The organism is Mycobacterium conspicuum (assembly GCF_010730195.1).
Lineage (GTDB): Bacteria > Actinomycetota > Actinomycetes > Mycobacteriales > Mycobacteriaceae > Mycobacterium > Mycobacterium conspicuum.
The window spans coordinates 3,340,953-3,352,668 of the sequence record NZ_AP022613.1; the positions used below are offsets into that span (position 1 = coordinate 3,340,953).

Consider the following 11,716-nt stretch of genomic DNA (forward strand, 5'->3'; position numbering starts at 1 on the left):
CGCGACCGCGTCGGCGCCGGTTGTTGGCTTGCACGTCTTCGTTTCCGACAGTCACTCCAAAAGGATAGTCGTCCTATGCAAACCGCTTGGTGAGCTTGGCCTCACCGCCGGTAGGGAAGGCCGTACCCTGAGTCTGTGACTGTGCAGGATGGTGGACCGGCCGGCAACTTGCTGCCCGAATTGCAGAACACCATCGTCGTTGCCGCGTTCGAGGGTTGGAACGACGCCGGCGACGCCGCCAGCGACGCGCTCGAGCACCTGGACGCCATCTGGGAGGCCGATCCGATCATCGAGATCGACGACGAGGCCTACTACGACTACCAGGTGAATCGCCCGGTGATCCGCCAGGTCGACGGGGTGACCCGGGAACTGGTGTGGCCGGCGATGCGCATTTCGCACTGCCGGCCCCCCGGCAGTGACCGCGACGTCGTGCTGATGCATGGCGTGGAGCCAAACATGCGCTGGCGCACGTTTTGCGCCGAGTTGCTGGCCATCGCCGACAAGCTCAACGTCGACACCGTGGTGATCCTGGGTGCGCTGCTCGCCGACACCCCGCACACCCGGCCGGTGCCGGTCTCGGGTGCCGCCTACTCCCCCGAATCGGCGCGCCGGTTCGGGCTAGAGGAAACCCGCTACGAAGGCCCGACGGGAATCGCCGGCGTCTTTCAGGATGCCTGCGTGGCGGCCGGGATCCCGGCGGTGACGTTCTGGGCGGCGGTGCCGCACTACGTGTCGCAGCCGCCCAACCCGAAGGCGACGGTGGCGCTGCTGCGTCGCGTCGAAGACGTGCTCGACATCGAGGTCCCGCTGGCCGACCTGCCGGCTCAGGCCGAGGAGTGGGAGCAGGCGATCACCGAGATGACCTCCGAGGACGACGACCTGGCCGAGTATGTCCAGTCGCTGGAGCAGCGCGGTGACGCCGAGGTCGACATGAACGAGGCGCTGGGCAAGATCGACGGCGACGCGCTGGCCGCGGAGTTCGAGCGTTATCTGCGCCGCCGCCGGCCAGGATTTGGGCGCTAAGACTCTGCCGGGCTGGCCGCGTCACATGAGCGGCGGGAACGGCAGCATCCACGTGACCGACGGGTCGGTCTTGTCCTTGAATTGCGGGCAGTAGGCAGCGATCGAAAGGCCGATGAAAAAGCCGGATTGCTTCGGCGTGAAATCGGTTTCCTTCATTATTTTCATCGCCAAAACGGACGACGACTGGTTCGCATCGAGACCTGAGCACACCGAGTGGGCCATGCCGATCGCGGTGTCGGGGTCCGACATGCTGATCCCGCCCTTGGCAAGGGCCGCGACGAACGCGTCATCGGTTGGATCTGCGGCCGCCGGCGCCGCGGATACCAGAGCGGCGGACAGGAAGACCGCGCCCACCGCGCACCACTCGCCGAAACCGCGTGACATCAACTCAAGGGTAGCGCCGACGATGAGCTATCGCCTCGATGTCCTCGATGTCATAGTTCCACGCCGAGCAACGCGTCCACCGCGGTTGCCACCAGCCGTGGCGCCTCCGGATTGTGGCCGCCGTACTCCAGCGCATCGGCGACCCAGCCATCAAGTGCGGCAATGACTTTGGGCGTATCGAGGTCATCGGCCAGGTATCCCCGCACGCGCGCGACGACGTCGGCGGCATCCGGACCGGCGGGCAGCGCGATCGCGGCACGCCAGCGGTGCAGTCGGGCGACCGCCTCGTCGAGCACCTGCGGGCTCCAGAAGCGGTCCGCCCGGTAGTGCCCCGCCAGCAAACCCAGCCGGATCGCAGACGGCTCAACGCCTTCGGCGCGCAGCGTCGACACCAACACCAGGTTGCCGAGGCTCTTGGACATTTTGTGCCCGTCGTAGCCGATCATCCCGGCGTGCACGTAGTGCCGGGCGAATCTCCGCTCGCCCCTGACACATTCGGCGTGCGCCGCGGTGAACTCGTGATGCGGAAAGATCAGGTCGCCGCCGCCGCCCTGAATGTCCAGGCCGGTGCCGATGCGGCTCAGCGCGATCGCCGCGCATTCGATGTGCCAGCCCGGCCGGCCCGCACCGAACGGCGCCGGCCAACTGGGCTCCCCGTCGCGCGCGGCCCGCCACAGCAGGGCGTCGAGCTGGTCGGTCTTGCCCGGCCGGTGCGGGTCGCCGCCTCGCTCCTCGAACAGCCGCAACATGGTGTCGCGGTCGTAGCCCGACTCGTAGCCGAACTGCGGTGTGGCGTCCGCCCGGTAATAGATGTCCGGATACTCGTCATCGACGACGTACGCCGCCCTCGAGGCCAGCAGCTTTTCCACCAGTTCCACGACTTCGGCGATCGCCTCGGTCGCCCCGACGTAGTCGCGCGGGGGCAGCACGCGCAGAGCGGCCATGTCCGCGCGGAAGAGGGCGACCTCGCGGTCGGCGAGGTCGCGCCAGTCGATGCCGTCGCGCTGCGCGCGCTCGAACAACGGATCGTCGACGTCGGTGACGTTCTGCACGTAGTGCACGTCGTGCCCGAGGTCCAGCCACAACCGCTGAATCAGGTCGAACGTGAGGTAGGTCGCGGCATGCCCGAGGTGGGTGGCGTCATACGGCGTGATCCCGCAGACATACATGCTGGCTTTGGTTCCGGGCGCCACCGGCCGCACCTGCCGATCCGAGGTGTCATACAGCCGCAGTTCCGGCCCACGTCCCGGCAACACCGGAACGGGTGCGGCAGACCACGACAGCATGCTTCGACTCTAAACGCGCCTGATTAGCGCCACGCGTCGCGGATGGCGTCGAGCAGGACCGGCGCCACCTCGGCGCGACACATCACGAAATCGGGTAGGTAGGGGTCGAGCTGGTTGTAGCGCATCGGCGAGCCGTCCAGCCGCGACGCGTGCATGCCGGCGGCCATGATCACCCCGGCGGGGGCGGCCGAATCCCATTCCCATTGGCCGCCGGCGTGCAGGTAGGCGTCGACCTCGCCGTCGATGATGGCCATCGCCTTGGCGCCCGCCGAGCCGATCGCCACCGGTTGGATCGGCAGCGTCTGTCGGATCTGGTGCAGGACCCAGGGCGGCCGGGTCGCGCTGACGGCGATGCGCAACGGGTGCGGCACGCCTCGAATCGCGGTCGGCGGGGTCACGGTGTCGCTGCGGTAGACGATGTTGCCCCGCGCGGGCAATGCCACTGCGGCGTCGGTGATTTCGCGGCTCCCGTTGCTGGGCCGTTGCCATAGCGCAACGTGCACGGCCCAGTCGTCGCGGCCCGGCGTGGAGAATTCGCGGGTGCCGTCCAACGGATCGATGATCCACACGCGATCGGCTTCCAGCCGGATCAGATCGTCGTGAGCTTCCTCGCTGAGCACCGCATCGCCGGGCCGCTCGGCGCGCAGCCGGCGCAGCAACAGCTCGTTGGCGTGAAAGTCACCGGCGTCGCCGAGCAGCCACGGGTGCCGGAAACCGACCTCGTCGCGCACCCGCAGCAGCAACTCGCCCGCGTCGGCGGCAAGGTCGGCGGCCAGGGCGGCGTCGGTCAGGCTCACCGGGTTAGCTTAGAAAGCCGACTTAGAAAGCCGGCCACGGTATGGCGCGATGCCGGTTCGGTCGGGGCATCACCGGGTCGTCGAGCAGGCGGCATGCGCGCTTGCGCAGCGCCGCGATTTCCGCGCCGGTGATCTGTTCGGACAGCTCATCGGCGAGCGGCCCGCTCAGCGCGTCGGCCAGCCCGGCGACCGCCGTCAGGGTCTTGTCGTCGACCCGCTTACCCGCCCAGCCCCACAACACCGTGCGCAGTTTGTTCTCGACGTGCAGGCACACGCCATGGTCGACCCCGTAGATGTGGCCGTCGAGGTCGCGCAGGACGTGGCCACCCTTGCGGTCGGCGTTGTTGATCAGCACGTCGAAGACCGCCATGCGCCACAACCGAATGTCGTCGGCGTGCATCAGGATGACCTCGTCGCCGGCGTAGTCGTAGGCACGCAGCACGGGCAAATAACCCGGCTCATGGTTGTTGGCGGGGAACAGGTCAACCAGGTCGGGGCCGGGCCTGGGCTGGAAATCTTCCGTGTCGGCCGAATCGCCGGGTTGGTCCACCCACAGCTGCAGCATGCCGGGCCCCGCCGGCCCGTGCCGAATGATGGTGTAGGGCACGATATTCCAGCCCAGGTGCGTCGATATCAGGTACGCGGCGAGTTCGCGGCCGGCCAGCCTCCCGTCGGGAAAATCCCACAGCGGCTGCTCGCCGGCGACCGGCTTGTACACGCAGTGCGTGGTGCGTTCGTCGAGCGTCGCTTCGCACAGAAAGGTGGCGTTGCTGGCCGAGCGGATGCGTCCCAGGACCGTCAGCTCGCCGTCCCGCAACACCTCACGCGCGTCATGCTGTTCATTCCCCGGGGTCATCGTCAGACCCGAGCAGCGCACCGCGCCGGTAGCCGTTGGTGCGCGCGCAGATGTGGCCGTCCGGGTCCAACGGTTCGTCACACAGCGGGCACGGCGGACGCCCGGCCGAGATGACGCGGTTGGAGCGGGTGGCGAATTGCCGCGCCGACTCCGGCGTCAGGAAGACCCGGACCGCGTCGGGGCCTTCCTCGGTGTCGTCGAGCACCACCGACGCATCGAATTCGGCGTCGGTGACGGCTAGCAATTCGACCACCACGGTCTGGGCCTCCGAATCCCAGCCCAGGCCCATGGTCCCGACCCGAAACTCGGCATCAACGGGCATGACGAGCGGGCTGAGGTCGTCGATTTCGGCGGGCTCGGGAGGCACCGGGGTGCCGAACCTGCGGTTCACCTCGAGCAGCAACGCGCCGATGCGTTCGGCAAGGACTGCGACCTGCTGCTTTTCCAGTACCACCGACACCACCCTGGCGTCGTGCACCGCCTGTATGTAGAAGGTGCGATTTCCGGGCTGGCCGATAGTCCCGGCCACGAAGCGGTCGGGTGTGCGGAAAACGTGGATTGCGCGGGGCATGGCATCTTCCAAAATACCGGGAGATTCGGGTGCAGTGCGATCCGGTTGCGGTGCCCCAAGCGAATTACTCGGTGGAACCGCCGACGACGGCGTCGCTCGACTGTGCCGGCCGGTCTCCGTTCGCCCCTGTGTTGGCTTCGGTCGTGGGCGGCGGCGCCGCGCGCAGGGCGGCCGACAGCCGAGCCCCAGTGTGGTTGACGTGCAACACGAACGGCCGCAGCGGCGTGTAGCGAACCACACTCACCGAGGCGGGATCGGCGGTGACGCGCTGGAAGCCGTCCAGGTGGATGCCGTAGGCGTCGGCGATCACCGACTTGATGACATCACCATGAGTGCAGGCCAGCCACAGCACGTCCTTCTTGTCCGGCCCGCCGTGTTCTTCCGCCAGCCGACGATCATGGTCGCGCACCGCGCTCACCGCGCGCGCCTGCACCTGCGCCAGGCCTTCGCCGCCGGGAAACACCGCCGCGCTGGGGTGGGCCTGGACCACCGCCCACAACGGCTCCTTCGCCAAGTCACCGATCTTGCGGCCGGTCCAGTCGCCGTAGTCCACCTCCGAGAGGCGGTCGTCGATCAGAGGTTCCAGGCACAGTGCTTCGGCGAGCGGCTCAACGGTGCGTCGACAGCGCAGCATCGGCGAACTGACCACCGCCCTGATCGGCAGCTCACCGATCCGGTCGATCAGCGCGGCGGCTTGTTCGCGGCCCTTGTCGTCGAGGTCGACGCCCTCCGAACGACCCGCCAGCACCCCCGCGGTATTCGACGTGGACCGGCCATGCCGCAAGAGAATGACGGTCACGACTCGCTCACGACGACCGTACTCGAAAGATCAGCGCGCTACCGGTACCGCGCGCGCGACCGAGTCCCGCACCGCCGCGGCCAGGCTGCGTTCGTCGGTGAGGTCGATGTCGACCAGGCTGCGAACGGCCTTGGCGACCACCTCGTCCGGCTGCGGAACAGGCCCGGACAGGCGCGGTCGGTAAATTTCCACAACCAGTGAACGGTGTTCGATGTGGAACGAAAAAAGCCGCCCATCACCGACTTGTCCGTACCCGCTCGCGAAAATTCCCGCGATCATGTCTTCCACAGCAAACCCTGTGTCTGCGACATGCCGGTCAACGGTGACGGTCATGCCGCCAACATACTCTTAAGAAGTGCTTAGCGTGTGCAACATGACGGAATTGAGCCCGGCAACGTTCCTTACAATTTGATCTCGAAAGGTGATGGCCTAGGTGGCCGCCGACCGGCGCGGCCAGCCGCGCGATGTGGCCCGGAGATCCCGACCGCGCCTAACGTTGTCATTGGTTACGATCTGTCCACCGGAATCCCCGTCGAGAAGGTGCGTTACCGAACAGTGCAGCAACCCAACACGCTGGCCTTTGACGAAGCGTCGGACACCCTGTGTGTGGTGTCGGGGTCGGATGCGGGGCTTCAGGCCATCGGACGCGCGGCGGGCCCACGTTGACGGCGGCGCGACGAAGCCGGCTACCCGCGGAGTGGGACACGGAGATGTCCGACGAATACGAGTGGGCGCCGCTGCGGCTGCCGCCGGAGGTGACCCGCCTCAGCGCGTCCACCCGGCTGTCCATCGAGGCCGAATACCGGGGCTGGGAGCTGACCCGGGTTCGGCTCTATACCGACGGCAGCAGGCGGGTGTTGTTGCGCCGCAAGAAGTCTCGCGTCGAGAGCCGACGGCCGGAACAGCCGGAACTGTGATATACGGCCTGGTGCGCCGGCTGCTGTTCCTGGTTCCGGCCGAGCGCATCCACACGCTGGTGTTCGCCGTGTTGCGCGGTGTCACCGCGGTCACCCCGGCACATCGATTGCTGCGCCGGCTGCTCGAACCCGCCGACCCGATCCTGGCCAGCACGGTGTTCGGCGTGCGCTTCCCGGCGCCGCTCGGCCTGGCGGCCGGATTCGACAAGGACGGCATCGGCCTGCACACCTGGGGGGCGTTGGGTTTCGGCTACGCCGAGGTCGGCACCGTGACCGCGCGCCCGCAACCCGGCAACCCGACCCCGCGGCTGTTCCGGCTAGCCGAGGACCGCGCCCTGCTGAACCGGATGGGATTCAACAACCTCGGCGCCGGTGCATTAGCGGCCCGGCTCGCCCGCCGCCAACCCGACGTGCCGATAGGCGTGAACATCGGCAAAACCAAGACCACCCCGGCCGCCGAAGCCGTCGACGACTACCGCGACAGCGCCCGGCTGGTCGGCCCGCTGGCGTCGTATCTGGTGGTCAATGTCAGCTCGCCCAACACACCGGGGCTGCGCGACCTGCAGGCGGTCGAGTCGCTGCGGCCCATCCTGACGGCCGTCCAGGCCGAGACGGTGAAATGTAGGGTGCCCGTGCTGGTGAAGATCGCGCCGGACATCTCCGACTCCGACCTCGACGACATCGCCGACCTGGCCGTCGAACTGGGGCTGGCCGGCATCGTGGCGACCAACACCACGGTATCGCGCGACGGCCTGGCCACCCCTGGGGTCAAAGAGCTTGGCGCCGGCGGCATTTCGGGACCGCCGGTGGCCCGCCGCGCAACCGAGGTGCTGCGTCGTCTTTACGGCCGCGTCGGAGATCGATTGGCGTTGATCAGTGTTGGCGGCATCGAGACCGCCGACGACGCGTGGGAACGCATCACCGCCGGCGCATCGTTGCTGCAGGGATACACCGGCTTCATCTACGGTGGCCTGTTGTGGCCCAAGCATATTCACGACGGCATCGCGCGGCGATTGCACGACGGCGGGTTCGCCTCGCTGCATGACGCGGTCGGCTCGGCGGTCGCCAAACGCGAAAGACCGCCGGGCTGAACCTACGGGGTGCTGTCCCAGTCGATGACGAATCGGTTGGTCGGATCGCCCGGGTCCACGGCGCAGACCAGTTCGCGGCCGATTGACAGCGTGGGCACCTGCTCGACGGGTACCGTCTGCTGGTTACGACCCGTGAGCGGAGCCAAATTCGGAAAGTGCAGTTCGACCTCGACAATGTAGTGCGGGGCGTCGAGCAATTCCGGTCTGCTCGGGGTTCTGCCGAGACTGCGGGGTGTAGTTCCGGTGGGAGCGAACGACTTTAGCACCGCTCGGACGCGCTGCCCCGACGCGAGCAGATCAGCCGCCGAGCCGACCGAGCCCGCCCCCGGAGCGCGCTTGACCGCGTCGGCGAGCTGGGCAGCCGTCATCGCCCTGGAAGCGAGCGTCTGGGGCGACTGGGCCGACCGATTGAAGTCGAACTCAATGACGTTCGGATCGGTCGCGTCGACCCGCACGGGGATAATGCGCCCGGGTTGGATGGCGGCCATCTGGATGGGATGAATCCGCCGCGATACCGTCGCGTCGTACGGCGGGCGGTCCGGTACTTGCACCCGCAGGGCGATTTGCAGCACGTAGCTGTCGTTGACAGTCATGCCCGTCGTTTGCACCGACAGCACCTGCGCCGTCCCGGTCAGCGCCGGACCGCGGATGCTCGGGTTTTTGGACTTCCGGAAAATCCAGATGGCCACCACGGGTACGGCGACCGAGCTGGCAAACACGATCACGCCCAGCAGTGGGCCCCACAGATCCATTGACGCAAGCTAGCACCCATCGCGCGGCGTCGCCGGATCTTGTTATCGGTGTTTGGTGGTCGATCTACGTCTGCTCGTAGGTGGCGTGGATGACCGCTCGCGCGATCGCATTCTGGAACAGATTGAATCCAAGAAACGCCGGGCTGGCGTCCTCGCTGAGGTCGAGTTTGTCGACCTTGACCGCGTGCACGGCGACGTAGTACCGATGCGCGCCGTGGCCGGGTGGCGGTGCGGCGCCGATGTAGCGGCGCATTCCGGCGTCGTTGACCAACGTCAGCGCGCCGCCCGGCAGGTTGCTGCCGTCGCCGGCGCCGGCGGGCAGCTCGGTGACGTCGACCGGTAGGTTGGCCACGGCCCAGTGCCAGAATCCGGACAATGTCGGGGCGTCGGGATCATAGACCGTGACCGCGAAGCTGCGGGTTTCGTCGGGGAAGCCCGACCAGCTCAGCTGCGGGCTGACATCCTGCCCCCCGGCGCCCATGATTCCGCTGACCTGCGGTGTGGCCAGCGGCTGGCCGTCGGTGATCGAGTCCGAGGTCAGGCTGAACGTCGGCAGCTTGGGCAGCGCGTCATACGGGTCTGGGCGCGAATCCATGGGTCGGTCTCCTTTGGTCGTGTCACTAGCAGTGCGTGAGAAAGTGTGCCAGCACCTCGGTGCCGAACTTCAGCGCGTCGGTGGGTACCCGCTCGTCGACGCCGTGGAACAGCGAAGCGAAATCCAGGTCGGGCGGAAGCCGCAGCGGGCTGAAGCCGAAGCAACGAATCCCTATGCGCGAGAAGGCTTTCGCGTCCGTTCCGCCCGAGAGCATATACGGCACTGTCCGGGCGTCGGGATCGAGCGCCAGCACGGCGGCGTTCATCGCATCGACCAGATCGCCGTCGAAGCTGGTTTCATATGACGCCAGATCCCTGATCCACTCCCGGGTCACGTCGGGGCCGATCAACTCGTCGACCTCGGCCTCGAACGCCTCCTTCCGGCCGGGCAGCACACGGCAGTCCACCACCGCTTCCGCGGTCGCCGGGATCACGTTGGCCTTGTATCCGGCCTTGAGCATGGTGGGATTCGCGGTGTCGTGCAGTATCGCCTTCAGCATCCGGGCCATCGGGCCGAGTTTGTCCATCATGCCCGCGAGGTCGGGCGCCTCCGGGTCGAACGGCAGCCCGGTCTCCTCGCTCAGGGCAACCAGGAATTCGACGACGGTGTCGGTGAGCACGAGCGGGAATTGGTGGCGACCGAGCCGGGCGACCGCCTCGGCCAGCGTGGTGACGGGGTTTTGGTCGTTGACCATCGAGCCGTGGCCGGCCTGACCCCGGGCCGTGAGCCGCATCCATCTGATGGCCTTTTCGGCCGTCTCGATCAGGTAGAGGCGGCGCTCACCGCCGTCCGGGCGGGGCACGGTGAGCGAGAACCCGCCGACTTCCCCGACCGCCTCGGTGACGCCGTCGAACAGGTCGGGCCGATTGTCGACCAGCCAGTGCGACCCGTACTTGCCGCCGTGCTCCTCGTCGGCGAGGAAGGCGAACACCAGATCGCGCGGTGGCACGATGCCCGCGCGCTTTAACTGCCGGGCGACCACGATCATCATGCCCACCATGTCCTTCATGTCGACCGCGCCGCGGCCCCAGACATAGCCGTCTTCGATCGCCCCGGAAAACGGGTGCACGCTCCAGTCGGCCGGTTCGGCGGGCACGACGTCGAGGTGTCCGTGGATGAGCAGGGCGCCGCGCGAGTTGTCGGCTCCTTCTAGGCGGACGAACACATTGCCCCGCCCGGGCGCACCGGATTCGAGGTATTCGGGCTGGTAGCCGACCTCCGCCAGTTGCTCGGCGACCCAGCGCGCGCACTCGGCCTCGCAGTTGGTGGTCTCGGGGTCGCCGGTGTTGGTGGTGTCGAATCGGATCAGCCTGCTGACGACCTCAACCACGTCATCGCCGGTCGCATCGTTTGTCCCGGTAGCCACAGTCACCCTTCCTACCACTGCTGGGCACGAAGGGCTCGGGCGCGCGCTTGTCGTCGAGTTGCCTCATGTCAAGATGCGCGCGAAGGGTGATTCGTTGCCTCACGTGAGCGTGCGCGCTTGTTGACTGGGGCGGGGGCACCGTCTGCGGCTTTGCTGGTGATCAGAGTGAAGAGCTCAGTGCTCAACGCCGCGATCTGGCGCGGTGGGAGATTGATCAGTGAGTAGCTCCGCTTGAGCGCCACGATGCGGTCCACGGTTATGCCCGGGTGGTCGATCGTGCGGTGAAATGCGGTGGTGGCCTTGTCATGTTTCCTGGACACTTTGGCCCCTGTGCGGACTTTGGATATCAGTTTCTGCTGGGGGGAGAAGTAGTTGGTCAGGTTCGACTGCAGTCGCCAGATTTCGTTGAGTAGCAACAGTTCTGACGCGGTGTCGTAACGGTAGTAGCCGACCACTGTGCGTACCACTGCCCAGTTCTTCTGCTCGACGTGGCAGCCGTCGTTCTTGTTGGCTGGCTGAACCGCCCCGGAATGTCCGGAGACTCCACTTCTTGGGAAGGTTGGAGTCATGTCAGGTGGTTCATCGAGGAGGTATCCGCAGGAGCTGCGTGAGCGGGCGGTGCGCATGGTCGACGAGATCAGCCACCAGCACGATTCGGAGTGGGCTGCGATTAGCGAGGTTGCGCGGCTGCTCGGGGTTGGGTCGGCCGAGACTGTACGTAAGTGGTTTCGGCAGTCCCAGGTTGATGCCGGCGCGCGGCCCGGAACAACGACCGAGGAGTCAGTCGAGTTAAAGCGCCTCCGGCGAGAGAACGCCGAATTGCGGACGCGGCCCGGAACAACGACCGAGGAGTCGCCTATACAAGACCGAAGCGATCAAACCCGGCAAGCCCTGGCGCTCCATCGAGGACGTCGAGCTGGCCACCGCACGCTGGATCGACTGGTTCAACCACCGCCGCCTGTATGAGTACTGCGGCGACGTTCCGCCAACCGAACTTGAGGCCGCCTATTACGCTCAACGTCAGAGACCAGCCGCCGGCTGAAATCTCATATCAGAAAGTCTCCGGACTCGCCGGGGCGATTCAACCGTTCTGACAGGACGAGCCGTGTGGGGCCGGTTGGGTCGCTGGCGGCCAATCCGATAGCCTTAGCTGCCAACCGATGCGGTTGGCGTTGTCCGAGTGGCGGAATGGCAGACGCGCTAGCTTGAGGTGCTAGTGCCCTACTAATGGGCGTGGGGGTTCAAGTCCCCCCTCGGACACCAGTTTCCCCACGGACAC

The 11,716-nt window shown here is 66.9% G+C and carries 14 protein-coding genes, 1 tRNA gene and 3 pseudogenes; 7 read left to right on the plus strand and 11 right to left on the minus strand.

Features of this window, described 5'->3' with window-relative positions; translation table 11 throughout:
* The first annotated feature begins 135 nt into the window (after positions 1–135).
* On the plus strand, positions 136–1,023 hold the full coding sequence (locus tag G6N66_RS15355) for a PAC2 family protein (protein WP_372515929.1): 888 nt from the start codon (positions 136–138) through the stop codon (positions 1,021–1,023).
* 21 nt (positions 1,024–1,044) lie between these two features.
* Here the strand turns inward: G6N66_RS15355 and G6N66_RS15360 are convergent, their stop codons facing one another.
* The 7 genes from G6N66_RS15360 to G6N66_RS15390 all read right to left on the minus strand — a co-directional run bounded on the left by G6N66_RS15360 (position 1,045) and on the right by G6N66_RS15390 (position 6,049).
* A complete protein-coding gene (locus G6N66_RS15360; RefSeq protein ID WP_085232942.1) occupies positions 1,045–1,407 on the minus strand; it encodes a DUF732 domain-containing protein in 363 nt (120 codons plus the stop codon).
* A gap of 50 nt (positions 1,408–1,457) precedes the next feature.
* Positions 1,458–2,693 (minus strand): cysteine--1-D-myo-inosityl 2-amino-2-deoxy-alpha-D-glucopyranoside ligase, encoded by a 1,236-nt coding sequence (gene mshC, locus G6N66_RS15365; protein WP_085232943.1) that lies wholly within the window; start codon positions 2,691–2,693, stop codon positions 1,458–1,460.
* A 23-nt stretch (positions 2,694–2,716) separates the two neighbouring features.
* Positions 2,717–3,490, minus strand: a complete 774-nt coding sequence (locus tag G6N66_RS15370) for a 3'(2'),5'-bisphosphate nucleotidase CysQ (protein WP_139825205.1) — start codon at positions 3,488–3,490, stop codon at positions 2,717–2,719.
* Between the two features lie 22 nt (positions 3,491–3,512).
* Entirely contained in the window at positions 3,513–4,346 is an 834-nt protein-coding gene (locus tag G6N66_RS15375) for an SCO1664 family protein (protein ID WP_276013907.1), read from the minus strand.
* A complete protein-coding gene (locus G6N66_RS15380; protein ID WP_085233041.1) occupies positions 4,330–4,917 on the minus strand; it encodes a DUF3090 domain-containing protein in 588 nt (195 codons plus the stop codon). Before G6N66_RS15380 ends, G6N66_RS15375 begins: the two co-directional genes overlap by 17 nt.
* A 64-nt stretch (positions 4,918–4,981) precedes the next feature.
* Positions 4,982–5,716 (minus strand): histidine phosphatase family protein, encoded by a 735-nt coding sequence (locus G6N66_RS15385; RefSeq protein ID WP_085232944.1) that lies wholly within the window; start codon positions 5,714–5,716, stop codon positions 4,982–4,984.
* 30 nt (positions 5,717–5,746) lie between these two features.
* The gene (locus tag G6N66_RS15390; RefSeq protein ID WP_085232945.1) at positions 5,747–6,049 is read right to left on the minus strand and encodes a hypothetical protein; all 303 of its coding nucleotides are present in this window, start codon (positions 6,047–6,049) and stop codon (positions 5,747–5,749) included.
* Positions 6,050–6,199: 150 nt separating this feature from the next.
* Here G6N66_RS15390 and G6N66_RS15395 point away from each other — a divergent pair.
* The 3 genes and pseudogenes from G6N66_RS15395 to G6N66_RS15405 all read left to right on the plus strand — a co-directional run.
* A pseudogene (locus tag G6N66_RS15395) lies at positions 6,200–6,382 on the plus strand (hypothetical protein); the annotation flags it as partial.
* The gene (locus tag G6N66_RS15400; RefSeq protein ID WP_085232947.1) at positions 6,379–6,633 is read left to right on the plus strand and encodes a DUF5703 family protein; all 255 of its coding nucleotides are present in this window, start codon (positions 6,379–6,381) and stop codon (positions 6,631–6,633) included. The pseudogene G6N66_RS15395 and the gene G6N66_RS15400, both read left to right, overlap by 4 nt.
* The gene (locus G6N66_RS15405) at positions 6,633–7,724 is read left to right on the plus strand and encodes a quinone-dependent dihydroorotate dehydrogenase (RefSeq protein ID WP_139825217.1); all 1,092 of its coding nucleotides are present in this window, start codon (positions 6,633–6,635) and stop codon (positions 7,722–7,724) included. The genes G6N66_RS15400 and G6N66_RS15405 overlap by 1 nt, the downstream gene beginning before the upstream one ends.
* Before the next feature lie 2 nt (positions 7,725–7,726).
* On the opposite strand, the gene G6N66_RS15410 is transcribed toward G6N66_RS15405, so the two are convergent.
* From G6N66_RS15410 to G6N66_RS15425, 4 genes are all read right to left on the minus strand, one after another.
* Positions 7,727–8,476: a hypothetical protein gene (locus G6N66_RS15410; RefSeq protein ID WP_085232948.1), complete on the minus strand. Its 750-nt coding sequence runs from the start codon at positions 8,474–8,476 to the stop codon at positions 7,727–7,729.
* A 64-nt stretch (positions 8,477–8,540) separates the two neighbouring features.
* Positions 8,541–9,071 (minus strand): YbhB/YbcL family Raf kinase inhibitor-like protein, encoded by a 531-nt coding sequence (locus tag G6N66_RS15415; protein WP_085232949.1) that lies wholly within the window; start codon positions 9,069–9,071, stop codon positions 8,541–8,543.
* A 25-nt stretch (positions 9,072–9,096) separates the two neighbouring features.
* Positions 9,097–10,443 (minus strand): M20/M25/M40 family metallo-hydrolase, encoded by a 1,347-nt coding sequence (locus tag G6N66_RS15420; RefSeq protein ID WP_085232950.1) that lies wholly within the window; start codon positions 10,441–10,443, stop codon positions 9,097–9,099.
* Positions 10,444–10,505: 62 nt separating this feature from the next.
* A complete protein-coding gene (locus G6N66_RS15425) occupies positions 10,506–11,006 on the minus strand; it encodes a hypothetical protein (RefSeq protein WP_232079318.1) in 501 nt (166 codons plus the stop codon).
* Between G6N66_RS15425 and G6N66_RS29575 the strand changes: the two are divergent.
* From G6N66_RS29575 to G6N66_RS15435, 3 genes and pseudogenes are all read left to right on the plus strand, one after another.
* Positions 11,005–11,262: pseudogene (locus G6N66_RS29575) on the plus strand (transposase); the annotation flags it as partial. The gene G6N66_RS15425 and the pseudogene G6N66_RS29575 overlap by 2 nt on opposite strands.
* A 31-nt stretch (positions 11,263–11,293) precedes the next feature.
* Positions 11,294–11,479: pseudogene (locus G6N66_RS29580) on the plus strand (IS3-like element IS987 family transposase); the annotation flags it as partial.
* 132 nt (positions 11,480–11,611) lie between these two features.
* Positions 11,612–11,700 (plus strand) — tRNA-Leu (locus G6N66_RS15435).
* Positions 11,701–11,716 lie beyond the last annotated feature (16 nt).